Origin of the sequence: Enterovibrio norvegicus DSM 15893 (genome assembly GCF_900115495.1) — a bacterium.
In the GTDB taxonomy this organism is placed as follows: Bacteria; Pseudomonadota; Gammaproteobacteria; order Enterobacterales; family Vibrionaceae; genus Enterovibrio; species Enterovibrio norvegicus.
In genome coordinates, this window is sequence record NZ_FOWR01000001.1 from 106,171 (window position 1) to 131,815 (window position 25,645).

General features: G+C 48.9%; 19 protein-coding genes. 18 read left to right on the top strand and 1 reads right to left on the bottom strand.

The features are described 5' to 3' along the window. Positions 1-214 precede the first annotated feature (214 nt). The gene (locus BM082_RS00435; protein ID WP_017017847.1) at positions 215-1,030 is read left to right on the top strand and encodes an alpha/beta fold hydrolase; all 816 of its coding nucleotides are present in this window, start codon (positions 215-217) and stop codon (positions 1,028-1,030) included. A gap of 109 nt (positions 1,031-1,139) precedes the next feature. Here BM082_RS00435 and BM082_RS00440 read toward each other — a convergent pair whose 3' ends face one another. Next, positions 1,140-1,526 carry a SpoIIAA family protein gene (locus tag BM082_RS00440; protein WP_074924814.1) on the bottom strand — a complete coding sequence of 129 codons (387 nt, stop codon included), beginning with the start codon at positions 1,524-1,526 and terminating at the stop codon, positions 1,140-1,142. Positions 1,527-1,706: 180 nt separating this feature from the next. Here BM082_RS00440 and BM082_RS00445 point away from each other — a divergent pair, with 180 nt between their 5' ends. From BM082_RS00445 to BM082_RS00525, 17 genes are all read left to right on the top strand, one after another. Continuing rightward, positions 1,707-2,501: a phospholipase A gene (locus tag BM082_RS00445; protein ID WP_017015379.1), complete on the top strand. Its 795-nt coding sequence runs from the start codon at positions 1,707-1,709 to the stop codon at positions 2,499-2,501. A gap of 1,221 nt (positions 2,502-3,722) precedes the next feature. Further along, the gene (gene tssB / locus BM082_RS00450; RefSeq protein ID WP_017008366.1) at positions 3,723-4,235 is read left to right on the top strand and encodes a type VI secretion system contractile sheath small subunit; all 513 of its coding nucleotides are present in this window, start codon (positions 3,723-3,725) and stop codon (positions 4,233-4,235) included. A gap of 30 nt (positions 4,236-4,265) precedes the next feature. Then, positions 4,266-5,741 (top strand): type VI secretion system contractile sheath large subunit, encoded by a 1,476-nt coding sequence (gene tssC, locus BM082_RS00455; RefSeq protein ID WP_017008365.1) that lies wholly within the window; start codon positions 4,266-4,268, stop codon positions 5,739-5,741. Between the two features lie 3 nt (positions 5,742-5,744). Beyond that, positions 5,745-6,182, top strand: coding sequence for a type VI secretion system baseplate subunit TssE (tssE, locus tag BM082_RS00460; RefSeq protein ID WP_017015380.1), 438 nt, complete (start codon positions 5,745-5,747; stop codon positions 6,180-6,182). Continuing rightward, positions 6,183-7,949 carry a type VI secretion system baseplate subunit TssF gene (tssF, locus tag BM082_RS00465; protein ID WP_017015381.1) on the top strand — a complete coding sequence of 589 codons (1,767 nt, stop codon included), beginning with the start codon at positions 6,183-6,185 and terminating at the stop codon, positions 7,947-7,949. Further along, a complete protein-coding gene (gene tssG / locus BM082_RS00470; protein WP_026025010.1) occupies positions 7,913-8,968 on the top strand; it encodes a type VI secretion system baseplate subunit TssG in 1,056 nt (351 codons plus the stop codon). Before tssF ends, tssG begins: the two co-directional genes overlap by 37 nt. Positions 8,969-8,976: 8 nt before the next feature. Further along, on the top strand, positions 8,977-10,440 hold the full coding sequence (gene tagH, locus BM082_RS00475) for a type VI secretion system-associated FHA domain protein TagH (protein WP_017015383.1): 1,464 nt from the start codon (positions 8,977-8,979) through the stop codon (positions 10,438-10,440). A 1-nt stretch (position 10,441) separates the two neighbouring features. Further along, positions 10,442-10,921: a type VI secretion system lipoprotein TssJ gene (gene tssJ, locus BM082_RS00480; protein WP_017015384.1), complete on the top strand. Its 480-nt coding sequence runs from the start codon at positions 10,442-10,444 to the stop codon at positions 10,919-10,921. Positions 10,922-10,924: 3 nt separating this feature from the next. Further along, positions 10,925-12,259 (top strand): type VI secretion system baseplate subunit TssK, encoded by a 1,335-nt coding sequence (gene tssK / locus BM082_RS00485; RefSeq protein ID WP_017008359.1) that lies wholly within the window; start codon positions 10,925-10,927, stop codon positions 12,257-12,259. Positions 12,260-12,276: 17 nt separating this feature from the next. Next, a complete protein-coding gene (icmH, locus tag BM082_RS00490; protein WP_371734790.1) occupies positions 12,277-13,053 on the top strand; it encodes a type IVB secretion system protein IcmH/DotU in 777 nt (258 codons plus the stop codon). 11 nt (positions 13,054-13,064) lie between these two features. Then, positions 13,065-15,698 (top strand): type VI secretion system ATPase TssH, encoded by a 2,634-nt coding sequence (gene tssH, locus BM082_RS00495; RefSeq protein ID WP_074924816.1) that lies wholly within the window; start codon positions 13,065-13,067, stop codon positions 15,696-15,698. Positions 15,699-15,701: 3 nt separating this feature from the next. Continuing rightward, positions 15,702-17,264 (top strand): sigma-54 interaction domain-containing protein, encoded by a 1,563-nt coding sequence (locus tag BM082_RS00500; RefSeq protein ID WP_074924818.1) that lies wholly within the window; start codon positions 15,702-15,704, stop codon positions 17,262-17,264. 2 nt (positions 17,265-17,266) lie between these two features. Beyond that, positions 17,267-17,983 carry a type VI secretion system-associated protein VasI gene (gene vasI, locus BM082_RS00505; protein WP_241814570.1) on the top strand — a complete coding sequence of 239 codons (717 nt, stop codon included), beginning with the start codon at positions 17,267-17,269 and terminating at the stop codon, positions 17,981-17,983. A gap of 8 nt (positions 17,984-17,991) precedes the next feature. Further along, positions 17,992-19,407 carry a type VI secretion system protein TssA gene (tssA, locus tag BM082_RS00510; RefSeq protein ID WP_074924820.1) on the top strand — a complete coding sequence of 472 codons (1,416 nt, stop codon included), beginning with the start codon at positions 17,992-17,994 and terminating at the stop codon, positions 19,405-19,407. A gap of 18 nt (positions 19,408-19,425) precedes the next feature. After that, positions 19,426-22,971, top strand: coding sequence for a type VI secretion system membrane subunit TssM (gene tssM / locus BM082_RS00515; RefSeq protein WP_017015389.1), 3,546 nt, complete (start codon positions 19,426-19,428; stop codon positions 22,969-22,971). Positions 22,972-23,012: 41 nt separating this feature from the next. Continuing rightward, on the top strand, positions 23,013-24,278 hold the full coding sequence (locus BM082_RS00520) for a type VI secretion system ImpA family N-terminal domain-containing protein (protein ID WP_074924823.1): 1,266 nt from the start codon (positions 23,013-23,015) through the stop codon (positions 24,276-24,278). Positions 24,279-24,745: 467 nt separating this feature from the next. Then, complete coding sequence (locus BM082_RS00525) at positions 24,746-25,627, top strand: glycoside hydrolase family 17 protein (protein WP_017009854.1); 882 nt, start codon at positions 24,746-24,748, stop codon at positions 25,625-25,627. Positions 25,628-25,645: the final 18 nt, after the last annotated feature.

The window sequence follows — 25,645 nt, forward strand, 5'->3', positions numbered from 1 at the left end:
TGTAATTAAGCGTCTAATATTGCGTCTTTCATGTCTCAAATAAAGGGCATGATTTTTTTAAGTTTTTGTGTCTACTGGTTATCTGGTTTAATGCTATCCACATAACCAGAAGGTACCGAACTCATCAGATTTGCATTATGACGTATAAATGCCAGTCACGTCAGGCTGCTGGGTATGGACGTATTCATAGAGAAAAATAGTTAGGGAAGTAGACATGCATTCATTAGACATTCATGGCAAGAAGATGGCATATCAGGACGTGGGTAACGGCCCCGTTTTGGTTTTTGGCCATAGTTTTCTCTGGGACAGTGCCATGTGGAAACCACAGGTTGATGTACTCAGTCAGCATTATCGCTGCATTGTGCCGGATCTCTGGGCGCACGGCGCGTCCGATTTCGCCCCTGACAGTACGACGAATCTTATAGATTATGCCGACGATGTGCTGGCATTGATTGATGCGCTTGAGATTGACACATTTTCGATCGTGGGTCTTTCTGTCGGAGGAATGTGGGGAGCAGAGCTTGCGATTACAGCGTCTTCCCGCGTCAATGCATTGGTGTTGATGGACACTTTCATTGGTTTTGAGCCTGAAGTTACGCATGCGAAATACTTTGCCATCATGGACATGATCGAGAGTGCAGAGATGGTTGCTCCACCGCTGGTGGATACGGTGGCGCCGATGTTTTTCTCGCGCAATGCCGCTGAAACTGCACCAGAGCTCGTTGCAGGGTTTCGTGAGAAATTATCAAACCTGAAAGGTGAGCAGGCAAAACAAGTGGTCAGAATTGGACGTATGGTGTTTGGCCGACGTGATACCTTTGATGATATCGCCAAGCTGACTGCACCGACGCTCATCTTAGTGGGTGATCAAGATATGCCGCGTCCACCGCTTGAATCCCAGTTGATGCACGATGAAATCAAGGGCAGCGAATACCACGTGATTCAAGGGGCAGGGCACATCAGCAACCTTGAACAAGTGGACAAAGTGACCGCTTATCTTTCTGATTTCTTGGCGCGTCAGCATGCGTAAATTGTCCTGTATAGCAATGAAATAGTGAGACACAAAAAAGGCCGAACATAGCGTTCGGCCTTTTTGTGTCTTGATGATCTTTAACGCTCTAAGAGAATGTTGTCGTCACTTAGTTATCATTCGAAATCCATGCCATGGCTTCTGCTTCTGTGGCAAAGGTTTTCATTTCCCCTGAGATAAACCAACTGCCCACTTTGGCTGCGGCTTCCTGCCAAGTTTTACTGCCAATCATGGCGATTTTGCTGAAGTTTCTGCCATGTTTGAGCCCAAGTTTGAAATCGTCCCACGCTGCTCGAAGCTCCCAACCTTCAAAATGTGTCAGATCAACCACCACGTTGACCTCGGTATTAGGTACTTCTTTGATGGCGGAATCTAGCATTGGGGTGAAGACTTCATAATCTTCATGGGTAAGTTTCCCCACGACTGACAGTTTGACAAACAACTCACCATTTACACGTTCAATGCCGACAGATAAACCATGATTGCTCGTTATCATATAAACCTCTGTGTTTGATGGTCGAAAAGAGAAAGGAAAAAACGTTTTCGTCTGATTAGTTAAACAGAGAGGTGGCATATTGCTATCTATACTCCTTGAAAATTTGATTCTCTGCGCATTTGTTACGGTGTCGCAGAGGGCGAATAAGCCCTTTTAGAAAACACTATGTAGGAGATAGGGATGTTTGTATTGCGCTGCTCTTTTGTGATGGCACTCAGTGCCAGCCTTGTATCTCTTCATGCCGTCGCAAGCATTGAAGATTTGACGGCTCACCGAGATAACTATTTTCTCCCTTTCTACAAAGAGCAAAAGGTGAACCAAGCACGTTTTGAGGCGCTAAATCCGAACGATACGCCTGCCAAAGACACCTTCATTCAATTCCAAATCAGTTTGAAATACCGCTTGCTTGACCTTGATAATGAGGGAGACAGCGGAAGAGGTGGCGACGGACTGTATGTCGCGTACACCCAACGTTCCAACTGGGAGGCCTATGATTCTTCAGCTTACTTTCGGGATTCCGACTACAACCCAGAATTGTTCTACCGACTGACCTTTGAAAACTGGCAGACATCCATTGGTTTTGAGCATCAATCAAATGGCGCGGGCGGCGATATCGAAGTGAGTTGGAACCGTGCATACATTGACGTTCAGTATGATTTTGAGCACGGTTTTGTTCGCTTCAAACCGTGGGCGCGGGTTGGTAGTGTGGACTACAACCCCGACATAGATGAATTTCTTGGCTATGGCGAAGTCGAACTTGGCTGGTTGCCGACACAAAATAATGAAATCAAATTGCTAGCGAGGAATGTTTTTACCCAGGACTTTGAGCGTGGTTACTACAACTTAAGCTGGAATTTCCCCATTTATCAGGGGTTAAGAGGGTATGTGAAAGCGGAGACAGGATACGGTTTGACGATTTCAAATTACAATTTCAGGGATTCTGCGTATGGCCTGGGAGTTGCGTTTGATCTCTAGTTTTACCTGCTGTTAAGCCAAGAAAAATGCCCTCCGAAGAGGGCATTTTTTTTCTAAACCAACACTGAACTAACGCTTAGAAATACGATGGCGCAGTAAACACCGTCACGCTATTGATAGCGAGTGGGTTACGCGTTGGTTTTGGCAAGTTGAGTGCAGCAACGGCCTTTTTACCTTCTGACGTTATACCGCCTGTGTACTTTGGTGTTTGTTAAATTGAAATAAGAGGTTGTCACCTTGTACGGGTGATGATTTTCTGTTTCTTTTTGGTGTGTTAGTCAGTGTCGGAGTGAGCGTGTTTAGTGTGAGAGCTTCGGTGTGAGAGTCGATGCTTTGGCAGAAGAAGGATATGAAATGACAACCGAGCTTTGTTAAACAATATCAATAGTTGTTACTAGTATCAAAATCAGAAGGTATGCCATTTGGTCATTACATGAATTGACGTTGATATCGTTGTTTTATTTTCGCTAAAAATGGATATTTACTAAATTGTCTATAGATAAATATGTTATTTAATTGTTTTCCCTATCTTCATTTTAAGTGCTGTGTTTCATAAATAATAAAGCGCGACTGAGGTCAGAGTTTTATATTTTACGACTATAATTTAGTACATTTGATCTTGTAGCGCATCGTATTCTTGACTCATTATAAGGCCGTGGTCTGATTGGGTGTGTTAGCTTACTTTTCATTGTTTCTCTCAGACTGATAAAAAATAATTAGAAAATTGATGGTGCACAGTGTCTGTGTTCCAAACAGAGCATCAAAAAGATGCCATTGTAGTATTTTTAAGTTTTTCAGGTTGGCAAGGTTCTTAGGTGGTATCCATTAAAGTTCATTTATAACAATGAGTTGCGATTTCGCTCTCATGCATGTAGTTGTTGGTCGTCGTTCTTTTTGAGATGCTCGATGAATTAGTGCTTTTTGTTTGCACCTACTGTTAAAAGTGAACAACCCCCCTTTTATATCCCTCTGCTTGCATATGCTAAAGCCTTTTTATGTTTCTAAGGTTTAGTTTCACTAATTCTTGATTTAGGCAATGTGAAGTTATCTTCGTCCTTGTATTGACTTTTTTGTTTGTTAAAAATGTAAGACATTTTTCCTTTTTAATACATGAAGTCTTTATTTGGTCTGGATATTTATTTTGTGATTAATGACTCAACTGACAAGTCGAATCATCCTCACCACCCGGTGATATTTCTCTAGAAAAAGGAGAGCGAAAAAATGGCGAAAGAGGGAAGTGTAGCGCCTAAAGAGCGTATTAATATTAAATACGTTCCAGCCACAGGCGATGCCCAAGCGGAAATCGAACTTCCGTTGAAACTCGTAGTTCTTGGCGACTTTAAAGGTCACCCAGAAGACACCTCTATCGAAGAGCGCGAAGCGGTCTCGGTAGACAAAAACAACTTCACATCGGTCATGCGCGAAAGTGACCTTTCAGTTTCGACGTCAGTGCCGAATGTGATGACTGAAGAGGAAGGTCAAGAGCTTCCTGTTGAACTTTCATTCAAATCTCTGGCTGATTTCTCACCAGACTCCATTGCCAGCCAAGTGCCTGAGCTCAACAAGCTTGTTGAACTTCGTGAAGCACTCGTGGCGCTAAAAGGCCCACTAGGCAATATCCCAGCCTTCCGTGCTCGTCTACAGGAGCTTCTCGCTTCTGAAGATTCTCGCGAGAAACTTCTTGCTGAACTCGATCTCGTGGGGGCTGAAGAGCAACCCGCAGACGACGCATAACCCACGAAGAAAGAGAAAAGGATTTTGTTAATGTCCGTAACAGAGAAAGCGCCCGAAAGCGCGGACTACGCTACTGGTAGTCTGCTCGACGACATCATGGCGCAAACCCGCATGGCTCCGAGCGAAGAAGGCTATGACATTGCCAAGAAAGGCGTGGCAGCTTTCATCGAAAACCTTATCGGTTCTGACCAAGATCAAGAGCCAGTAAACAAAGCATTGGTTGACCAAATGCTGGTTGAGCTGGACAAAAAAATCAGCTCACAGATGGATGAAATTCTTCACAGCGCGCCTGTGCAAGAAATGGAATCGTCTTGGCGTGGTCTGAAGCTGCTTGTTGACCGCACTGATTTCCGTGAAAACATCAAAGTCGAAGTGCTTCATGCAACCAAGCAAGAGCTTCTTGACGACTTCGAATTTGCGCCGGAAACGACCCAAGCGGGTCTTTACAAGCACGTTTATTCTGCTGGCTATGGTCAGTTTGGTGGCGAGCCTGTTGGCGCGCTAGTCGGTAACTACGCATTCACACCGTCTACCCCTGACATGAAGCTTCTTCAGTATGTTGGTGCGGTAGGTGCAATGGCTCACGCGCCGTTCCTTTCATCGGTTGCGCCAGAGTTCTTCGGTATCGATTCATTCGAAGAGTTGCCAAACCTGAAAGACGTTGCTGCAACGTTCGAAAGCCCGCGTTACACCAAGTGGCGTGCGCTGCGTGAATCAGAAGATGCACGTTACCTCGGTTTGACTGCTCCGCGTTTCCTACTGCGCGTACCTTACGATCCAGTAGAAAACCCAATCACGTCATTCAATTACCGTGAAAACGTGAGCGAATCACACGAAAGCTACCTATGGGGTAACACTGCGTTTGCCTTGGCGTCTCGTTTGACTGAAAGCTTCGCGAAGTACCGCTGGTGTCCGAACATTATCGGTCCTCAAAGCGGTGGTGCGATTGAAGATTTGCCTGTTCACCTGTTCGAATCTTTGGGAGCGCTACAAGCGAAAATCCCAACGGAAGTGCTGATCACTGACCGTAAAGAATTCGAATTGGCGGAAGAAGGCTTCATCTCGTTGACCATGCGTAAAGGCAGTGACAACGCAGCATTCTTCTCTGCAAATTCTATTCAAAAGCCAAAAGTGTTCCCGAACACCAAAGAAGGCAAAGAAGCGGAAACCAACTACAAGTTGGGTACGCAATTGCCTTATATGATGATCATCAACCGTTTGGCGCACTACATCAAAGTGCTGCAGCGTGAGCAGATCGGTTCTTGGAAAGAGCGTCAAGATCTCGAGCGCGAGCTGAACACGTGGATCCGTCAGTATGTTGCTGATCAGGAGAACCCGCCGGCAGAAGTTCGTAGCCGTCGTCCACTTCGCGCAGCGAAGGTTGAAGTGAGTGATGTTGAGGGTGATCCAGGTTGGTACCAGGTGTCACTAGCAGTACGTCCACACTTCAAGTACATGGGTGCCAACTTTGAGTTGTCACTGGTAGGGCGTTTGGACCAGGCCTAATAGATGGCACTTCCTGACGCAGAAGACAGTGCGTATGGCGTCAGTTTCTTCCAACGGTTAGAAGCTGACGCGCCAAAACGCTCTGTGACACAAGGGCCCGATCCGGCCGACGTGTTTGAGTCGTTGAAACACAATGTGTCGAACCTGCTTAACGCGCGCATTGGGGAATCCCTCAGTGCGCCCGAATTAGGCCTTATCGACTTCAACGATGCATCGCTAAGTTCTCACGATCTTGCTGTGCAAATCCGTCGTGCAATCCGGCATTGCTTGCAAACCTATGAACCCCGTCTCAAGAACATGGACATCATTGTTCAGCCTGATAACGGGTCACCGCTTAACTTGCGGTTTCAGATCGTCGCGTCGGTCAATGTGGGTGCGCTTCACCGCAAATTCCAGATTGATCTGCTTTTAGATAGCAATCGAAAATACAGAGTCGTATAAGTGTCAAGGAATCGATATTTCAGGGATGAGCTTGCTTTCCTAAGAGAGCAGGGACTCGAGTTTACGGAAGTCTATCCGCAGCTTGCCCGTTTTTTAAACAGTCGAAACACAGACCCGGATGTCGAGCGTTTGCTTGAGGGTTTTGCGTTTCTGACGGGACGGCTTCGCGAAAAAGTGGAAGACGAGTTCCCTGAGCTGACGCACTCCATCATTAACATGCTGTGGCCGAATTATCTTCGTCCTGTGCCCAGCATCAGCATCGTTCAGTTCTCGCCTGACGAAAAGGCGATCACCTACGGGCAAACGGTAGAAAAAGGCACGCAGCTTGATGCGAACCCTGTCTTTGGTACGGTTTGTCATTTCAGGACCTGTCGCGACACTGAGGTATACCCGCTGCGTCGCAATGGTGTGAGCACCGTGCACACTCGCGAAGCGTCGTTGGTTGATGTCGATATGACGATTCTGGGCGATCAAAGTGCCGGTCAAATCGGCTTAAAATCGTTACGCTTTTTCTTAGGTGGTGAAACCTACAGCGCAGAGATGTTGTATCTCTGGTTGAGTCACTACCTTGATAAAGTCGAAATACTGGTCGGTGACCACGTCGTTACCCTACCAAAAAACAGTTTCCGTGCCGTGGGCTTCGAATCTGAAGACGCCATTCTTCCTTACCCGAAAAACGTCTATGAAGGCTATCGCATTCTTCAGGAGTATCTGTCATTTCCTGAAGCCTTCTTGTTCTTTGAGGTGAAGGATTTAGGTAAGTATATTCCGCCGACAGCAACGGGTGATTTCACGTTGCGCTTTAGCTTCTCTAAGACGCTGCCACCGGATGTGCGTGTAAAAGATGACAGCTTTGAGCTGTATTGTGTACCGGTTATCAATCTCTTTACCCATGATGCAGACCCCATTGATCTCACAGGGAAAAGCACCGAATACAAAGTCACCCCATCCAGCCGTTATGCCTCACATTATGAGGTGTTCTGTGTCGATCAAGTGCAAGGGTGGCAAGAAAACAATGTTGGGCGCATTCGTGGGCAAATAAGAAATTACACCCCATTTGAGAGCTTCCAGCATGAAATCGAACGCGCGAGAGATCGTAAAGCGTTGTATTACCGCGTACGCGTTCGAGACAGTATTCACAGTGATGGGTTTGATCACCACATTTCATTTGTGCGCAGCGATGAAACCGAGTGTACGGGCTTCAGCGAAGCGATATCGCTCTCGCTGACTTGTACGAACCGCCAGCTCCCACTAGAGCTTGGTAAAGGTGACATTTGTGTGCCGACAGACACCTCACCTGCGTATGCCAAGTTCGCTAATTTGACCGAGCCGACGGCGCCAATGCGCCCAATGCTTGATGGCACCTTGCTTTGGACGTTGATTTCCAACCTATCGCTTAACTACCTGTCGTTGTTATCCAAAGATGCGTTGTCGTCAGTGCTTCGCGCATACGATTTTCGCGCCTTGGTGGATCGCCAGGCTGAGCGTGTTTCGCGTCATCGATTAGACGGGATTGTCGATATTCAATCGGCACCGATTGAAAAACTGATCCGAGGGCTACCGGTGCGTGGATTACGCTCCGAAATCACCTTGGCGCAATCCGCGTTTGGCTCCGAAGGCGAGCTTTACATTTTTGGCACAGTGTTAAGTCGATTCTTCTCGCTGTACGCCAGCATCAATTCGTTTCACGAGCTTGTCGTGATCAACGCAGATAACCAGGAAAGGTACACATGGGGTATTCAGAACGGTCAGCAACCTCTGATCTAGAGGGAACTGCGCCTCCCAATGTGCCGATGAAACCGGACGGCAGTGGAGGCGACAGCGTAACACCCGCGTTGCCTCGTGATGTGCGGGCATACAACTTTTATCAGTTGGTGGAGTTACTCCACCAAATCAAAGACGAAGACCCAGAAGGGGAATCGTCTGATTCGTCGAGCAAATTATTGTTCGCGTCAAACCCGAGCCTTGGTTTTGCATCAAGCGACGTAACTGCGCTGGATCACGTTGGGCTCGATAAGCTCCGTTTGGAGACCACCTTTTTCGGCATGAGCGGCGCGCAATCGCCGTTGCCGGGTTTCTTCTTAGAAGACATTTTGACGGAGGATGCGGAAACCGGGCTACGTAAGCCGTTTCTCGATTTCTTCAACCACCGACTGATTTCGCTGATTTACCAGATTTGGCGAAAGTATCGTTACTACATTCGCTTTCGCGAAGATGCATCCGATGCCTTCTCAGCACAGCTGTTTGCGCTGGTGGGGTTGGCCGACGAAAACCTGCGCGGTGATACGCCAATCAACTGGTGCAAGATGCTGTCTTACGCCGGCATGTTGGCAGGACGAAGCCGATCACCACAAGTGGTTTCAGGGATTGTTGCGCACTGTTTTGATTTAGAGGATGTCACGATTCGTCAATGGGAATTGCGACATGTCGAGATTCCTGACGATCAGAAAATGTGCTTAGGACGCGCCAATGCAAGCATTGGTATGGACTCCGTGATTGGCGACAAAGTGGGCGATCGCAGCGGGAAATTTGTGATTTGCATTAATGGGTTAACGCAAGAGAGATTCAAAGATTTCTTACCATCTGGCAAAGAGTATTTGCCGCTGTTGACCCTGGTGGAGTTCGTGCTGCGCGAGCAAATGGCGTTTGATTTGGAGTTAGGCCTTAAGCAAGCCGAAGCGCCACCGATGCAGTTGAGTTCATCCAATCCAGCCTCTCTAGGTTGGTCATCATTCACCGGAGAGGTGAAACACTCCCGTTTCGTGCGGATTCAGCTAAGGCAGTAGAGGGAAGTATGTCACAACAACTTACGGATGCTTCGGAAACGTCGTCAAAACAGCAAGTCTTGCTGGTGGTGACGAACACCCAATTCCTTGAAGCAGGCCTTTCCGCAAAACACACCTTCACCCATGAAGGCGGCTCAATTGGTGCCAGTGAAGCCGATGATTGGTATTTGCGAGACCGAGAAGGGCGAGTGTTTACCCATCACGCAGAGATTTTGTCGATTGATGGCGAACTGTGTTTGCTCGACGTGCGCGGTGCTTGCTACATGAACGGCGCAACCATTCCTGTTGGTGGCGGTAAGCCCGTCAGGCTAAATGAAAATGATGTTGTCCTCATTGGCCCTTACAAAATCCGCATACACCTTGTGGAAGCGGGTCAAGAAGTGGTGAGCGGTCAACACGGCTTGGAACAAGTCTTCTTTAGCGAGCCTAATGCCTTGGACATTGGTTCAGAAAAGAAACAGTCAGACAAAGAGCCACCAGAAGATGACGTGATTGATGATCCTTTGGCGGCGCTGGATGCCCTCACCGCGGCATCGCTTGAAACCTCGCCGTTGGACGATGAAATTGCCTCTTCATCCCCCGCGCAAGAGAAAGAAGATTACTTGCTGGCCCGAGACACGGAATGGCATGGAAGCGAAAAAACAGTGCATGCGGACAGCGAGTATGAAATGAGCTCCGCCATCACGTTGAAAAAATCATTAATGAATGAGGAATACCCGATGGATGACAAAACCCTAGAACGCCTGGAAGAAGAAGTCGGGCGAAATTTCTCGGAGAACACGAAAGGCGAAGCGAAATCAGACTACTCAAACAGCGACTATGCGGCTGGCGCGGGTGCTGATTACGGCACAAGCGGCGCTGCATTGCCTGATGATGCAAATCACCTAGTGGTCGGCCCAATTCTGCGCGGCCTCGGCGCGCAAGCGGGCAACGCTGGCAACATGGCGGAAATGCAGGCGCTTTCTGAAGAAATGGGTGCGTCGCTGCAAGCCGCGATCCGTGGCCTTCTAGAGCTGCACACGCAAGTTGAAGAAAGCCGTTACGGCATGATGAACAAAAACCTTCAACCAATTGAAGACAACCCGCTGCGCCTTGGCCTTGATTATAAAAACACGGTTGAAACCATGTATGACCGTCAACGCAGCGCCGTTCACCTGTCAGCGCCATCGGCAATCAGTGAAAGCTTGACCAATGTTCGTCACCACAATGAAGCGGTGCAAATTGCGACGACAGAAGCGCTGACGCAAATCCTTCGCGCACTCTCGCCAGATGTATTGATGCGCCGCTTTAGTGCATACCGCCGTCCTGGCGAAACAACGCCAGAGTCTGCGGATGCATGGGCTTGGAACATGTACAAAAGCTACTACGGCGAATTGACGTCTGATCGTCAAAAAGGCTTTGAAAAACTGTTCTGGGAGATTTTTGACCAAGCCTACGACAGAAAACTCCGTGAGAAGCAATTGGAGGTCTAACGTGATAGTCCGCCTGCTCTCGTGCTTTTTAGTGCTGCAACTGGCTGGTTGCGGGGTGTTTGGGGGTTCTGACGAACCTCAAGATCAGCCAACAACCGTCACCTTCAGTATGGTGGCTACCGAGCAAGTAAACCCAAACATTAGTGGTGATGCTACGCCTGTAGAGATTCAGGTGTTTGAGTTAGAAGACGACTCAATGTTCTTGTCTGGTGATTTCGAACAGCTTTCGGATGACGCCGAAGATGCACTAAAAAGTAATTACATTGACCATCGCGACTATGTGTTGGTACCGGGACAATTCAAGTTCATCGATCCCTTTGAGATCGAAGAGGATACCCGCTACATCGCCATCATGGCGCGTTTTTCCGACCCTGATAACAGTGATTGGAAAAAGGTCATCAAGATCATTCCTGTGGGCAGGCAGTATCACTTGCTGATGCACCTCGACAAGAACGACGTACTACTCGACAAAGTGGAATAAAGGATGTCATCGAGAAACCGGGTTGTTTGGAACGAAGGGCTGTTCGTTAAGCCACAGCATTTTCAGCAGCAACAACGCAACATGGAATATCAGCTAGATGAACGTATGTCAGCGGTTAGCCGCTATTTGTACGGCATCACTGAAATGACGCTTAATGCGGAATACCTGAGCTTCGGACGCATTGCACTTGATAGTGCATCTGGCGTGATGCCAGACGGTACCGTCTTTCGCATTCCTCAAGAAGACATGCAGCCAGAAGCATTGGAAGTTGCTGACAGTTCGCTGGCTAACCAAATTGTGTATCTCGCTATCCCGCTTCGTAGTGATTCGATCACCGAAGTGACGTGGCCTGAAGCCGCAGGATCGGGGCGTTACCAATCGTACAGTCAAGAAATTCGTGACATTCACACCTATCAAGGCGACATGGCACCGATTGATGTCAGCCCTGTTTGTTTGCGCTTGATGCTTGAGAAAGAGGATCGCAGTGCGTATGCCTCTATTGCCATTGCGCGTGTGTTAGAAAAACGCCCAGATGGCAGTGTGTTGTTGGATGACACTTTCCTCCCCTGTCACCTCAACGTCAGTGCCGTGTCTGTGTTGCACCGCTTCATTGGTGAAATGGCAGGCTTGATGCGTGAACGCGCCAAGAACATTTCGCAACGTATTGGCGCGCCGAGCCAAGGTGGTGTGGCGGATGTGTCTGATTTCATGTTGTTGCAATCGCTTAACCGCATGCAGCCACAGCTTCAGCATTTATCTCGTCTACGCAGTTTGCACCCAGAGCGCTTGTATGAAGCCTTGTCTTCCATGTGTGGCGAACTGGCAACCTTTACGGATGAAAGCCGCATGGCTCCCGAGTTTGGCAGTTACCAACACGATGCACCGGTGGAATCGTTCCGTCCTGTAATGACGCGTCTACGTCAATCGTTGAGCATCGTCCTAGAGCCTCGCGCTGTTTCTATCCAACTGCATCAACGTAAGTACGGCCTTATGGTTGCGCCGCTTCAAGATCCATCATTGGTTCGCGATGCTGACTTCATCATTGCCGTTCGTGCACGCATGCCGATGGACGAACTGCGTAAGCTCTTCGTGCAGCAAACCAAAGTGGCCTCTGTGGAGAAAATCCGCGAGCTTATTTCATTGCAATTGCCGGGCATTCCAATTTCGCCATTGCCAGTGGCACCACGTCAATTGCCGTACCACGCGGGTTACACCTACTACCAACTGGATAAGACCAGCCAAGCGTGGTCAATGCTCGCCAACGCAAGTGGATTTGCGTTCCATGTGGCAGGGCACTTCCCAGATATTGACCTACAGTTCTGGGCAATAAGGAGTTAGTCATGGCGGAAATGTACATAGATACACCGAACCGCGAACGTCACTACGATGATTTGTTGTTTGATGAAGCAGCCAACATCGATGCGGATCAGGATTACTGGTTCAAACTTCGTGGCGACAACATCAACCCATTGATTGATGCAGCCACCCCCTTGCTGGGTATGGCATTGCGTGTGCGTAAGCTCACCGAATGCCACAACGTGGATGTGATTTACAAGCAAGCGGTGGAAGAAGTGAAAGCCATCGAAGTGGAGTTGAGCGAGCAAGGTTATGACCATGCCGTGATCTTGGCGTATCGCTATGTGCTTTGTTCGTTTGTTGATGAAGCCATCATGAGCACCCCGTGGGGCGCAGACAGTGTGTGGGCCGAACACTCACTGCTAACGCGCTTTCACAACGAGACGTGGGGTGGGGAGAAAGTCTTCACCATTTTGTCTCGATTAGAAAACGAGCCAGAACGTTATAAATCGCTGCTCGAATTCATTTTCCTTTGTCTCACGCTTGGCTTTGAAGGCCGCTACAAGGTGATGGAGAAAGGGCGCGAAGAATACGAAAAAGTGATCATCAAGCTGCATCAAATTTTGCGTCAGCTTGATGACCAAGAACCGCTCGCGCTAACCAGTGCTGCCGACAATGTGGTGTCGACGAAATATCGACTGTCGAAGCAAATGCCTGTCTGGACGATTTTTGCGGGTTTCGTGACCGGCCTTGTCGTCATTTTCATTGCTTATTCGATTGCGCTCAACAACAAGTCTTCGAGCGTGCTAGAGCAACTTAATCAAATTCTTCAATAACAGGTGAACCAGTGATCCGCATTGAACTTCACACGCTAATTGGCAAGTTAAACCCACAAACCAAGCTGGCTTTGGAACAGGCGGGTGCATTGAGCATCAGTCGCCAAAATCCAGAGGTGACGTTCGAGCACTTGCTCTTTTCTTTGCTCGAAAACCCGCTTTCAGACATTCGTGTGCTGCTAAAAAGCGCAGGGCTTGACCATTCTCAAATTCGTCAAATGACGGGCGATGCACTTAGCCGCGAAACGCAACTAGAAACCACGCCATCATTTTCTCCGCTGTTGGTTGAACTGCTTCAAGATGCATGGCTATTAGGATCAACAGATCTTGGCCACAACGAAATCCGCTCTGGCGTGATTTTCCTTGCCGCATTGATGCGCCCTGATCGTTATTTGCCGATGAACCTGATCCGTCAGCTTGATTCTGTAAACCGCGAAACCATGAAAAAGCATTTCGCGCGCTTGACGGAAGAGTCTTCAGAAACCGCAGTGGCTTCGTCCTCAAAGGGCAATGCCTCGCCAGTGCCGAATGAAGCAGATACGGCGCTAGGTCGTTTTTGTACCAATTATTCCATCATGGCTAAAAATGGCGAGCTAGACCCTGTTTTGTGTCGTGATGACGAAATCAATCTGATGATCGACATCCTATGCCGCCGCCGCAAAAACAACCCGATTGTTGTGGGTGACGCGGGTGTGGGTAAAAGCGCCATGGTTGAAGGTTTGGCGCAACGTATCGTGGATGGCAATGTGCCGGATTCATTAAAAGGCATCGATGTGATGTCGTTGGATTTGGGTTTATTGCAGGCCGGTGCGTCGGTGAAAGGCGAGTTTGAAAAGCGCCTAAAAGCCATTATCGATGAAGTGAAGACCTCACCGATTCCGATCATCCTGTTCATTGATGAAGCACACACCATGATCGGTGCGGGTGCGCAGGAAGGGGGCGGTGATGCCGCGAACTTGCTAAAACCTGCACTTGCCCGCGGTGAGTTGCGCACTGTTGCTGCAACCACATGGAAAGAATACAAAAAGTACTTTGAGAAAGATCCTGCGCTGAGCCGCCGTTTCCAATTGGTGAAACTGGACGAACCAACGGTTGAGCAAGCGGTCGATATCATGCGCGGTCTGCACGGGGTGTATGAAAATGCCCACAAAGTGTTGATCAGTGACGATGCGCTGGTCGCTGCGGCTGAGTTGTCTGAGCGCTATGTGTCGGGTCGTCAACTCCCAGATAAAGCGATTGATGTGTTAGATACCGCCTGTGCGCGTATTGCCATCAATTTGAGTGCGCCGCCGCGCCGTTTGGCTGAGCTTGAAACCAAAACCATTCAGCGCCAGCGCCAAATCGACATGCTAAATCGCGAAGTGCAATTGGGTCATGACATTGACGACGAATTGTTGGCCAAATTAGAAGCCGATGAAAACGTTGATTTGGAAGAACAGGCCGCATTGCGCGAAGCCTGGAGCACACAGCAAACACTGATTGCCGACATCATTGAAAAACGTCAGCAAGTATTGGCGAAGCCTCAAACGGCTGAAGACGGCGAAGAGGCGGTCGAACCGCTGACAGAAGACGAAAAAGTAGAACTGCGCACTGAGCTGAAAGCGTTGTATGCAGAGCTAGCCGCCATTCCTCACGACGAGCGCTTGGTTCACCCGCATGTCGATGCGCAGCAGATTGCCGAAGTGATCGGCGATTGGACAGGTGTGCCTGTTGATCAGATGAACACTGACGAACTGAGCCGTATTACGCACCTTCCTGATCTACTCGGTGCGCAAATCAAAGGCCAAGACGTGGCGATTGAATGCATCCACCGTCACTTGCTGACGGCACGTGCAGATTTGCGTCGTCCAGGTCGTCCAAAAGGGGCATTCCTGCTTGCAGGGCCGAGTGGTGTCGGTAAAACCGAAACCGTGGTGCAGCTTGCAGAGATGCTTTACGGCGGCAAACAATTCCTTACCACGATCAACATGTCGGAATACCAAGAGAAACACACAGTGTCTCGCTTGATTGGGTCTCCTCCGGGCTATGTCGGTTATGGCGAAGGCGGCATTTTGACAGAATCAATCCGTAAAATGCCTTACTCGATTGTGCTGTTGGATGAAGTGGAAAAAGCCCACCCAGAAGTGTTGAACCTTTTCTACCAAGCGTTTGATAAAGGCGAGTTGGCAGACGGTGAGGGCCGTGTGATCGATTGCCAAAACGTGGTGTTCTTCCTCACGTCTAACTTGGGTTACCAAACCATTGTTGATTACGCAGAACAACCAGAGCTGCTCGAAGAAAAACTGTACCCAGAATTGGCTGCGTTCTTCAAACCTGCATTGCTCGCGCGCATGGAAATTGTGCCGTATTTGCCACTGAATGGCGACACACTCAAAGCCATCATTGCAGGCAAGTTGAAGCGTCTCGTGAATGTGTTTGAGCAACGCTACAAAGCCGAAACTGAAATTGATGATGCCTTGATTGGCGAGATTTCTCGCCGTGCTACGCGCTCGGAAAATGGTGCGCGTATGTTGGAAGCCATTATTGAGGGGCAGCTCTTGCCACCGGTTTCTCTGGCGCTACTCAACAAACTTGCGGCGCGTGAGCCTGTCACTCGCGTGTATCTGACTGCCAAAGACGGGCAGTTTGTTAGCGAGGTGGAGTAATCCATGAGCGATTGGCTTTCATTAGCAGTGTCTTTAACCAATACCCGTGATCAATCCGATCTCACGAGCACCTTCGTGAACGAGATTGAGGCATCGCTGGGTGTGTCACGCGCTTGGGTGATGTTCCCAAGTGCGCAAGGACGCTCGCTGAGTGTGACGCAAGACGGGAACACGTTTGAATGGAAAGTCGATGATTTCACCCATCCGTTTGCACATGTGCTTCAGTCAGCGTCACCGATGCTGCTCGATCCATCCAAGCTTAATTACTGGTTAGAAAACGACGATTTTGTTGCCCTTATGTCGGCACGCAAACGTGGTGAGAATGTACTCATCATGCCGCTGCCGCCGGGTGTTAAGAAGGTGAAAGCCATCTTAATGCTCACAGGTCCATCGTCGGTACTTAGCCAGCTGTTGGCTGACAAACAATGGCAAAAACTCTGCGAGATCTATATCAACCAAAGCCAGATGGTGGCGGAATTAGGTAAAGAACATCGCCAAATTTCTGCGCTTAGCTCGTCTATAGCGGAGATTCGCCGTGACGAGAAGAAGCGCGAGAAAGCGTACGAATTGAAAAGCGTCTTGATTGGGGAAAGTTCACCCATGCAAAAGATGCGAGACAAGGTTGTTACAGCGGCGCAGTCCTTACTCAATGTGTTGGTCTGTGGTGACACAGGCACGGGCAAAGAGTTGGTGGCGCGTGCGGTTCATGAGTTGTCTGTCCGTCGGACCAAACCTTTTGTGGCCATTAACTGTGCTGCCATTCCTGACACCTTGTTGGAGAGTGAGCTCTTTGGTCATGTGAAAGGTGCGTTCTCTGGCGCAGACCGCGCCAAAAGTGGTCTGTTGTTAGACGCCGATGGCGGCACCTTGTTCCTTGATGAAATCGGCGATATGCCGTTGTCGTTGCAAGCCAAATTGCTTCGCGTACTTGAAACACGCTCATTCCGTCCTGTGGGTGGTTCACAAGAAATCAATGTGGACTTTCGTCTGGTCGCGGCTACCCATGTCGCGTTGCCCGCCCGCGTAGAGCAGGGTGAGTTTCGCCGCGATTTGTACTACCGACTCAATCAATTTCCTATTCTTGTGCCGTCGTTAGTGGAGCGTCTTGAAGACATTCCTGAATTGAGCCGTCATTTTATCGCGGAATACAACGCTCGCTCTGGGGTGAACATTGCAGGTCTGCGCTATGCAGCGTTAGATTTGCTGAATCGCCATGCTTTCCAAGGCAACGTGAGAGAACTGCGTAACTTGATTGAGTATGGGTGTGCAGTCACGGCCAGTGACGAAGAAATTCTGCCTGCTGCCTTGAATGAACGCCTCAATGAGCAACCTGAGTTCAATATGACGGGTGCGCTCGCTAGCAATGATGATGTGGTCACGGACAGCTACATTGGCGTGGATTTATCCAACATCGATAACCTTAAAAATGCCGTGCAAGATTTTGAAGTGAATGTGATCCGTTCACGATTAACGGTGTTTGATGGTGACCGCACGAAAGCAGCGGAAAGCTTGGGTTTGCCTAAGCGAACGCTGGCGCACAAGTGCTTAAAAATGGAGATTGATTGACCATGAAGCGAAGCGGTTCCTTGAATGTTGGATTGCTGATTGGCACCACAATGCTCAGTTGTGCAGGGTTGAACCCAGTTTGGGCAAACACTGTAACTGAAAACGCAAATGAGCGATCTGATGCGTCACTGGTGAGCCAGGCGCAAACGTGTGCAGCGATTCCCACGCGACTTGAACGATTGGCGTGCTTTGATGGGGTATTCAACACCCCCCTTGATGCTGATAACAAACAGACCATTGCGAACATTAAACCAGAAGCTTATCAACGCGCTCATGCAAGTGAAGCGGCGCGCGGTGAAGATGAACAAGGCTTTGTTGTGCGTTATTCCGATCCTGAGGATCTCAGCAAAGGCATCTGGATGACGGCAACGGCCATTCCTGATCGTGGACAGCAGCGTGAAGACATGCCGATTTTGATGCTGAGTTGCATCGACAGTATCAGCCGTATGGAGTTGGTGCTCCCTACGACCACATCGGCGGGTAAAGCCATGATATTGGTATCAGGCAGTTTTGCAGTGACAGACCGATGGTTAAGCGATGACAGTGGCACCATCATGCATGCAGGGCGCGGTATTCCAGCCATCAATGTGATGAAGGCATTGATGTCGAGTTCAGGCGCGGTGTTGCGTTCTGAATTGGATGAGATTGGCAACCTGACGTTTGACACCGAAGGGTTAACGTCTGCTATCCGTCCTATGCGCAATACCTGTCGTTGGTAGGGGGGGAGATGGATATTCAAACCTATCGCCAACGTGCGGCAAAACCTATTGAGGGAAGCAACCCTGTCGGAGAGCGACTTCTTGATGATGCGCTTCTGGATTTTGTCGAAGGACAAATGATGAAGGTGGGTTCATTGTCTCACGGCGACGTGCAGTGGGTGGAAGCCGAGCAAAGTGCGCTCAAGCTGATGGAGACCCATACCAAAGATCTCAAACTGCTGACGCACCTTTTACAGTGCTTGCAGTATCAAGCGTCCCCTGAAAGATTCACGTTGTCCATTTATGTGTTGGCAGATTTTGTCGCCCAGTATTGGGAGACGTGTCATCCCGCGCCGGGGCCTCGTGGTGTGTTGCCACGCAGAAAATTCTATTCGCAGATTGTTCAACGAACGCTGAAGACTGCTGAGAAAATTGACGTTTCCATGTTTGATGTGGAACAAAAAACTGAACTTGAAAAAGCCTTCACAACCCTCAGTGAGGCCGCGTCCGAGAAAGATTTGCCGACAGACGGTGTGCAGGAAGTTGATGCGTTAATAAAGCGACGCATGGCGTCCAATGTACCGACTGAACCGCAAACAAACAGTGCAGCCCCAGCTGTGCAAGGTGGTGGAAATGCCAACCCAATTTCTGCGGCGAAACCTAATTTGGACATTGATGGCAGTTCTGACAGAGCCATCAAACAAACATTGTTAAAGGTCGCGGAGTTCGTTTCAGAACTTGATGGAGGCATTGGGTTGTCGTTAAGGCAGCGTCGCTTCGCGGTGTGGTTTTCTATTACATCTGCACCTGAAGCAGAAGCTAACGGTGAAACCCAATTGATGCCAGTTTCAACGGATCGCATCGCCGAGTACGAAGAGCAACTGACACGGGGCGTCGATCATGCTTTGTGGCGTAAGGTCGAGCAAAGTGTAACGGTCGCGCCGTATTGGATTGATGGGCACTTTCTGAGCTATCGCATCGCGCTTAAGCTGGGCAATGCCGAGTGGGCAGAGGTGATTGCCAGTGAAACCCGTGCGTTTGTTCGCCGATTGCCCGTTGTACTTGATTTGCATTTCAAAGGCGGCGCGCCGTTTGTCGGTGCGGATACACGACGGTGGCTTGAAGAGGGCGAATCGAACGGTGGCGCAAGTTCTGGCGGCGGCACTGATTGGGAAGACAAACGTAAAGAAGCCTTTGTATTGGCAGACGAAGGCGGCCTTTCTGTCGCACTCGCCATGCTGAACGACGGTTTATCTGGCGCCAAAGACCCAAGAGATCAATTTTATTGGCGCATGTTATCAGCCGATGTCATGCGTCGTTACAATCTGTCAGCCATGGCAGATCAGCAATACCGGATTTTGTTGGATCAAGCGACAACCACGTCGCTGGTGGATTGGGAGCCGTCTCTGATTCAACGGCTAGAAAATATAACAAAAACGGATTAAAAGCAGGGATCGAAAAGTATGTTCAGCAAGTTAAAAACGCTTCTAATGAAAATGCTTCCAGCGCTAAAGGCCTCGCTGCCGATTTTGCTGGTCGCCATTTTTGTGCTGCTAAATGTGGCGATTTGGTGGGCGGGTCCTTGGCTCACGATTGACGAGAGCAAGCCGTTATCATCTGTTTCAGCGCGCGTTATCACCAGCGTGATCTTCTCTCTTGCCTGGTTGGCATTGTGGGGCTTTATTCAGTGGCGCAAGCTCAAGGGTTACCATGCCGAGCAAATTCGCGAACAGCGCCTTCAAGAAGATCCAATTAAACGCTTCGAGGAGCGCCAAGAATCTGAACTCAATCAGGTGATGTCTGCGCTTCACAAAAGCCTTAACAAACGAAATTACTTGTATGCACTGCCGTGGTATCTGGTGCTTGGCCCTGAAAATGCGGGTAAGACCAGTCTGATTAACCGTTCAGGTCAGAACTTCGTGTTTTCTTCTGTGATGCGTGCATCGGGCAAGAAAAGTGAAAACCCTTACTCCTTCGATTGGTGGATTGGTGACGACTCTGTGCTTATCGACCCTGACGGTGAATTGCTGACGCAACGCGCCACGTCGAATGATGGTGAAGGGGAAATGGAGCGCCGCCTTTGGGTTCACTTTATCCAATGGTTAGAGAAAACCCGCAGTCGTCGCCCGTTGAACGGCGTTGTGATCGCGCTAGACGTTGCGAACCTTGCTACCGCGACCACCAGTGAGCGCCGTGCCTATGCAAACCTACTGCGTGCACGTCTGCGTGAATTGATGGAGACCTTGTCCACGCGTTTGCCAGTGTATGTCTCTTTAACCAAGTTGGATTTGCTTACCGGTTTTGAACCCTTTTTCCGCAATTACACCAAGGCGGAACGTGAAGAGGTGCTGGGCTTTACCTTTACACTAGATTCTGTTGACGATCTCGATAGCTGGTTAAACGAGTTTGATACTGAGTTTGGTGCGTTTGTGGAGCGTGTAAATCACATTCTCCCAACCGTATTGATGCAAACATTTGATGCTGAAGATCGCACCGCGATTTATAGCTTCAGCCGTCAAATGGCGGGCTTGCACGATGTGCTCAAGCAATTCCTGCAAGATGCCTTTGGCAGTGACCAATTTTCGACCTCTGCATTGGTACGTGGCGTTTACTTCACTTCTGTGTATCAACAGGGTGTACCGACTAACGCATTTATCGATTCAGCATCGCGCCGGTATGGCATTTCTCATGCGGTGAATACGGCGCAAAATGCTGCTAACTCCACCATTTACTTCACGCAGCGTCTATTCAGCAAGGTGATCTACCCGGAAGCAGGCTTGGCGTCTGATAATTTCCGCGTGGCGAAAACCAAACGCCGCGTGATGATTTTATCTGTTGTGGCGTGTTCTATTGCTTCTCTGTTGTTGATCGGTTCTTGGCACCAGTATTACCTGAAAAACGTCAAACAAGCGGACGCTGTTTTGACCAAGGTAAATGACTACCAAGAAGACTTTGATGCGGAATTGGGCATGGACAGCGGTCTCGATATTCTTGCGCCGCTGGACACCATTCGTCAGGCAACGTTGGAATTTGGTTTCTTCCGTGAAAAACCTGAATTGGTTTCTGATCTTGGCTTATACCAAGGCCATGTGATTGGTCCTGAAGTTGAGCGCACGTATTTGAGCTTGCTGGAAGACCAATATCTGCCAGCTCTTTTGAAAATGGCAGCGGCAGATGTTGCGGGTGCAGAAACGGAAGAGCAGCAGCTTGGTTCGTTACGTGTATTCAGAATGATGACGGATGACAAAGGCCGTTATCAGGACATGGTGCAGAACTACTTTGCCGCTAAATGGCAGGAAATGTACCCAGGTGATCGTCAAACGCAAGAGCGTTTGATGCAACACTTAGACTATGCGATGGAGCACACTGACCTGCAGGGTTTGCGTGCAGAAGGTGACGAGCGTGCAGAGGAAACTCTGAAGCCATATGACCGTCTGATTGATAATACCCAGCAGTCGCTCAGCCGTATGCCGATCGACCAACGTGTATACCGTAACTTGAAGCAAGCATCTGCATCGGTTCTTGGTTCTCCGGTTGACCTCGCAACATCGATTGGTCCTGTTTTTGATGTGGTGTTCGCGCAGCGCATTGAAGACAGTGAAAACCTGATGATCCCGCGAATGTTGACGAAGAAAGGCTTTGAAGGTTACTTCATCCCTGAATCTGACTCAGTGTCTGAATTGGCGCTGGTTGACAGTTGGGTGTTGGGGCAAACCGAATCGATTGATTTCTCAGACGAAGACAAGCGTGTACTGCGAGACAAAATCCGTAGCCAATATGTGGCGGATTACTCCGATAGCTGGCGTCGTGCGATGAACGACATCGACATCAAGTACTTCCAAGACATCCACAATGCAGTTTTGGTGTTAGAAAGCATCACGGGTAACAACCAACCGTTACACCGCTTATTGGAAGAAGTGACGGACAATACCAAGTTGTTCCCTGCATTGCCTGAAAATGACACCGCGCGTGAAGAATTAGTGAAATCACCCCGTTACCGTGTTGCAGCGCTTGTCGATAACCAATTTGCTGAATTGAATGGTCTTGCGACTACTGAAGAAGGCAAGCCAATCTATTTGGACGAAGTGATTGATTCTGTTACCCAGTTGCTGGCGTACATGAAATCCATCAACGATGCACCAGATGTGGGTAAAGCCGCGTTGGAAGCGACCAAATCACGTTTAACACTTAACAGTGCTGACCCGATTTACGTGCTTGAACGCATCGCTGCGGGTATGCCTCAGCCATACGACAACATGTTGAAGAAACTGGCAGAAGAAAGCTGGTATGTGATCAAGCAAGAAGCCATTCGCTACTTAGAAGTGCTTTGGGCGGAAGACGTGTATTCACAATTCCAAACGAAACTGGCATCGCGTTACCCGTTTAACCCTGCATCATCAAAAGACGTGGCACTGGAAGATTTTGAGGCCTTCTTTGCGCCAAACGGTATTTTGACTAGCTTCTATGAAAACAACTTGCGCATGTTCTTGGAAGAAGCGGGCGAGCTGAATTCTGGTGCGGACAATAAATCATTGATCCGTAGAGATGTGCTGAGTCAGCTTGATGCTGCTGAAGCCATACAAAGCGCATTCTTTAACCGTAAAGGTGTGTTGGATGTTGAATTCACGCTAGAGCCTGTTGAACTGAGTGCTAACAAACGTCGCTCAGTCATTAACGTCGATGGTCAATACGTGGAATACAGCCACGGTCCACGTAAGAACGTGGGTCTGATTTGGCCAAATACGTTACGTGATTCAGCGATCAGTAAAGTGACACTCGTACCGTCTCGTACTAATCGTTCTCCGCGTAGTATTTCCATTCAAGGGCCGTGGGCATTCTTCCGTTTGCTTGAAGAAGCAGAAGTCGTGGGCTCAACAGCAACCAGCGTGGATTATCGCTTTAATATCGACCGTGGCAACGTGTTGTACCGCTTGCACTCAGAGGCTGACAGCAACCCGTTCACCGCGTCGATCTTCAAAGGCTTTAAACTTTCTCGCACGTTGTATTAACGGTGATGACATTCATGCACCACAAGGACACTGATTGAGCAATGCAAGGGCTGTATGCAGATATCGAGGGCTTGAAACCGGCGGGAGACACTTCCCGCCTACGAGATTCGTCTGATTATCAGAAAATCCGTAGCGAAATTAACCGTAGGTTCAACCCGCTCGCCGGTCTTACTGACTGGGAAAAAGTAAGAACCCTTTGCGAGAAAGTCGCTCAAGAGGAAGGGGTCGACCTATTGGTCGCCATTTATTACACCGTTGCTGCGATGAAAACCCGTGGTTTGGCTGGTTTGGCGAATGGACTTGAACTTCAAGTGTCCGTGCTAGGCACAGGGCATGAAGACAACGACATGCCAGCGGCGCGCCGCCTCGAGCTGTATCGCTGGATGTTGGGTCGCATTGGTGAAGAAGTGCGCGCGATGCGCCCCGAACAAGGGCAAATCCGTGAACTTTATCGCTGCGAACGATCGCTGCAAGCCATCGATGCTTTTTTGTCTAAGCAAAACGGGACAAAGGTAGATGATCTCGACGCGTTAGGCTTTACGATTTTTGAGCATATCGATCGCTTGGAAAGCCGCAGTGCTTCGCGGGCACCCGCAATGCCTGTCGAAGTGGAAGTGAAAAAGCAAAACGTCAACGCGTTGATCTTTTTCGTTGGCTTAACGGTGGGGGCGGTGGCGATTTACGTCTTACTCCAGCTACAAGGGACACGACCTAACCCCACCACTCAGCTCACCACTGCGTTACCTGAACCTAAAATTATCACGCTAGAAGAAGCGCAACAGATTCATAAAGAGTTTGGCACTGAGGCGCTATCGTCTCATCGAGAGCGATTGCTGACAGCGTACACGGACAAAGTGTCCGTACTCACTGCAAGTACATCAGGTGACAACTTGTTGGAAGGGATTGAGTTGGCGAATAGCTTGGCGTATGTCTTCCCTGAAGCGCCTGAAGTGACCTTGATGAATCAAAACCTCCAGGATTGGCGGGAGGGATTGTTGGCGGAGGTAGAGGAACTCAAGCAGCGTTTTGTGACCGCAAGAACGCGGGCCGCTAATTTGAGCCTATCTGCAAAGAATGGCAACTTCTCTCAAGTTGAAGCGCTTGCAACCGGGCTTGAAAATTACGCCATCAGCTTATCTCCATTAATAGGGCGACTGACGTTTGTTGAACAGCAAATAGCAGAAGGAAATTTGGAAAGGGCGAAACAAGAACTCGCACTTTTGGATGCCGATTTGAAGGCGATAACATTGGAAAAGGCGTTGTTAGAACGAGAAATCGAAGCGAGTGATGCCGAGCCAGAAAGCTAATGTGTATAGATGCTAAGTCTTGCTGATAAGCAATTTAGTCATTCGCACTTTTTAAACCGTCATTTCATGGCGGTTTTTTTGTTATTAACGATATTAAATTCATAAATAACAGAAGGTTGCTCTCAGTTGTTCTCTGGTGAAACAGGTGTTTTTTCGTGGTATGTATGAGGGCGTATTCATAAGTGAGAATGAGTGAAACCCAAATGCATTATTCGAACTACGAATGTGATCAAGGTACACCTTCGCAATGTTAAAGGTTGTTTTATAGAACTGTTGTGGCATAAAACGAAAAGAAAGCGCTTTCTTTTCAATTTAAAGAACGCGTTTAGCTTCAAAATTGGGTAAATAAATAAGCGCTTTGAAATTAACACACTGATAAATAATCATTTTTAGTACCAATAAAATCGCGAAGAGATGGAAAACCACGGAGAGTCGCGATTCACACTAAGTCCATAGGGAGTGGGAAAGTGTCAAATATCTACAAAACAGGATCTGCATACCAATTTGAGCGTGAAGGTGTCAGTGCTCTGCGAGCGCAGACGCGTGATCTTGTTGACAACAAAATTCATGGCTTGTCGTTTAGCCCATACATCGACGGTCAAGGCCCAGGTACTGAAATCAGTGATGAGCAAATTCGCGAGCGTTTGGAGATTATCCGTCCGTATGTGAATTGGGTTCGTTCATTTTCTTGTACGGAAGGCCATCAAAACATTCCTAGAATCGCCCGTGAACATGGATTGAAAACCATGGTTGGCGTTTGGATTGATGGCGACAAAGAAAAGAACGAAATCGAATTGGCCAATGCCATCGAAATCGCGCAGCAAGGCTATGTGGATGTGCTTGCTGTGGGTAACGAAGTCATGCTTCGTGGTGAACTGACAGAAGATGAGTTGGTGGACTACATCAACCGCGCTAAAGCAGCGTGCCCGAATGTGGAAGTGGGATACGTAGATGCGTACTTCCTGTTTGAAAATTACCCACGTGTGGCTGATGCCTGCCAGGTGATCTGCACGAACTGCTATCCATTCTGGGAAGGCTGTCCTGTTGATTATGCGGTTCCTTACATGAAAGAAATGTATCGCCGTGCACAAGCTGCTGGCAAGGGCAAGCGTGTGATCGTTTCTGAAACGGGCTGGCCAGATCAAGGTGTTGCGGAGCGTGGCGCTGTGCCATCAGAAGAAAATGCGTTGCAGTACTTCATCGACACGTGTAAGTGGGCGAAAGAAGACGATATTGAGGTCATCTACTTCTCATCCTTTGACGAGGCTTGGAAAGTAGAAGACGAAGGTGCCGTAGGTGCTTACTGGGGGCTGTGGGATAAAGACGGGAATTTCAAATATACCGAGTAACTCGGGTACGTTGGTCTC

What these genes read in the sequence shown, in the direction of transcription:
- BM082_RS00445 (WP_017015379.1), top strand. Translation starts at nt 1,707, where the DNA reads ATGTTTGTATTGCGCTGCTCTTTTGTGATGGCACTCAGTGCCAGCCTT.
- BM082_RS00520 (WP_074924823.1), top strand. Translation starts at nt 23,013, where the DNA reads ATGCAAGGGCTGTATGCAGATATCGAGGGCTTGAAACCGGCGGGAGAC.
- vasI (WP_241814570.1), top strand. Translation starts at nt 17,267, where the DNA reads ATGAAGCGAAGCGGTTCCTTGAATGTTGGATTGCTGATTGGCACCACA.
- BM082_RS00440 (WP_074924814.1), bottom strand. Translation starts at nt 1,526, where the DNA reads ATGATAACGAGCAATCATGGTTTATCTGTCGGCATTGAACGTGTAAAT.
- BM082_RS00435 (WP_017017847.1), top strand. Translation starts at nt 215, where the DNA reads ATGCATTCATTAGACATTCATGGCAAGAAGATGGCATATCAGGACGTG.
- tssB (WP_017008366.1), top strand. Translation starts at nt 3,723, where the DNA reads ATGGCGAAAGAGGGAAGTGTAGCGCCTAAAGAGCGTATTAATATTAAA.
- tagH (WP_017015383.1), top strand. Translation starts at nt 8,977, where the DNA reads ATGTCACAACAACTTACGGATGCTTCGGAAACGTCGTCAAAACAGCAA.
- tssM (WP_017015389.1), top strand. Translation starts at nt 19,426, where the DNA reads ATGTTCAGCAAGTTAAAAACGCTTCTAATGAAAATGCTTCCAGCGCTA.
- tssG (WP_026025010.1), top strand. Translation starts at nt 7,913, where the DNA reads ATGGGGTATTCAGAACGGTCAGCAACCTCTGATCTAGAGGGAACTGCG.
- tssA (WP_074924820.1), top strand. Translation starts at nt 17,992, where the DNA reads ATGGATATTCAAACCTATCGCCAACGTGCGGCAAAACCTATTGAGGGA.
- tssE (WP_017015380.1), top strand. Translation starts at nt 5,745, where the DNA reads ATGGCACTTCCTGACGCAGAAGACAGTGCGTATGGCGTCAGTTTCTTC.
- BM082_RS00500 (WP_074924818.1), top strand. Translation starts at nt 15,702, where the DNA reads ATGAGCGATTGGCTTTCATTAGCAGTGTCTTTAACCAATACCCGTGAT.
- tssC (WP_017008365.1), top strand. Translation starts at nt 4,266, where the DNA reads ATGTCCGTAACAGAGAAAGCGCCCGAAAGCGCGGACTACGCTACTGGT.
- tssK (WP_017008359.1), top strand. Translation starts at nt 10,925, where the DNA reads ATGTCATCGAGAAACCGGGTTGTTTGGAACGAAGGGCTGTTCGTTAAG.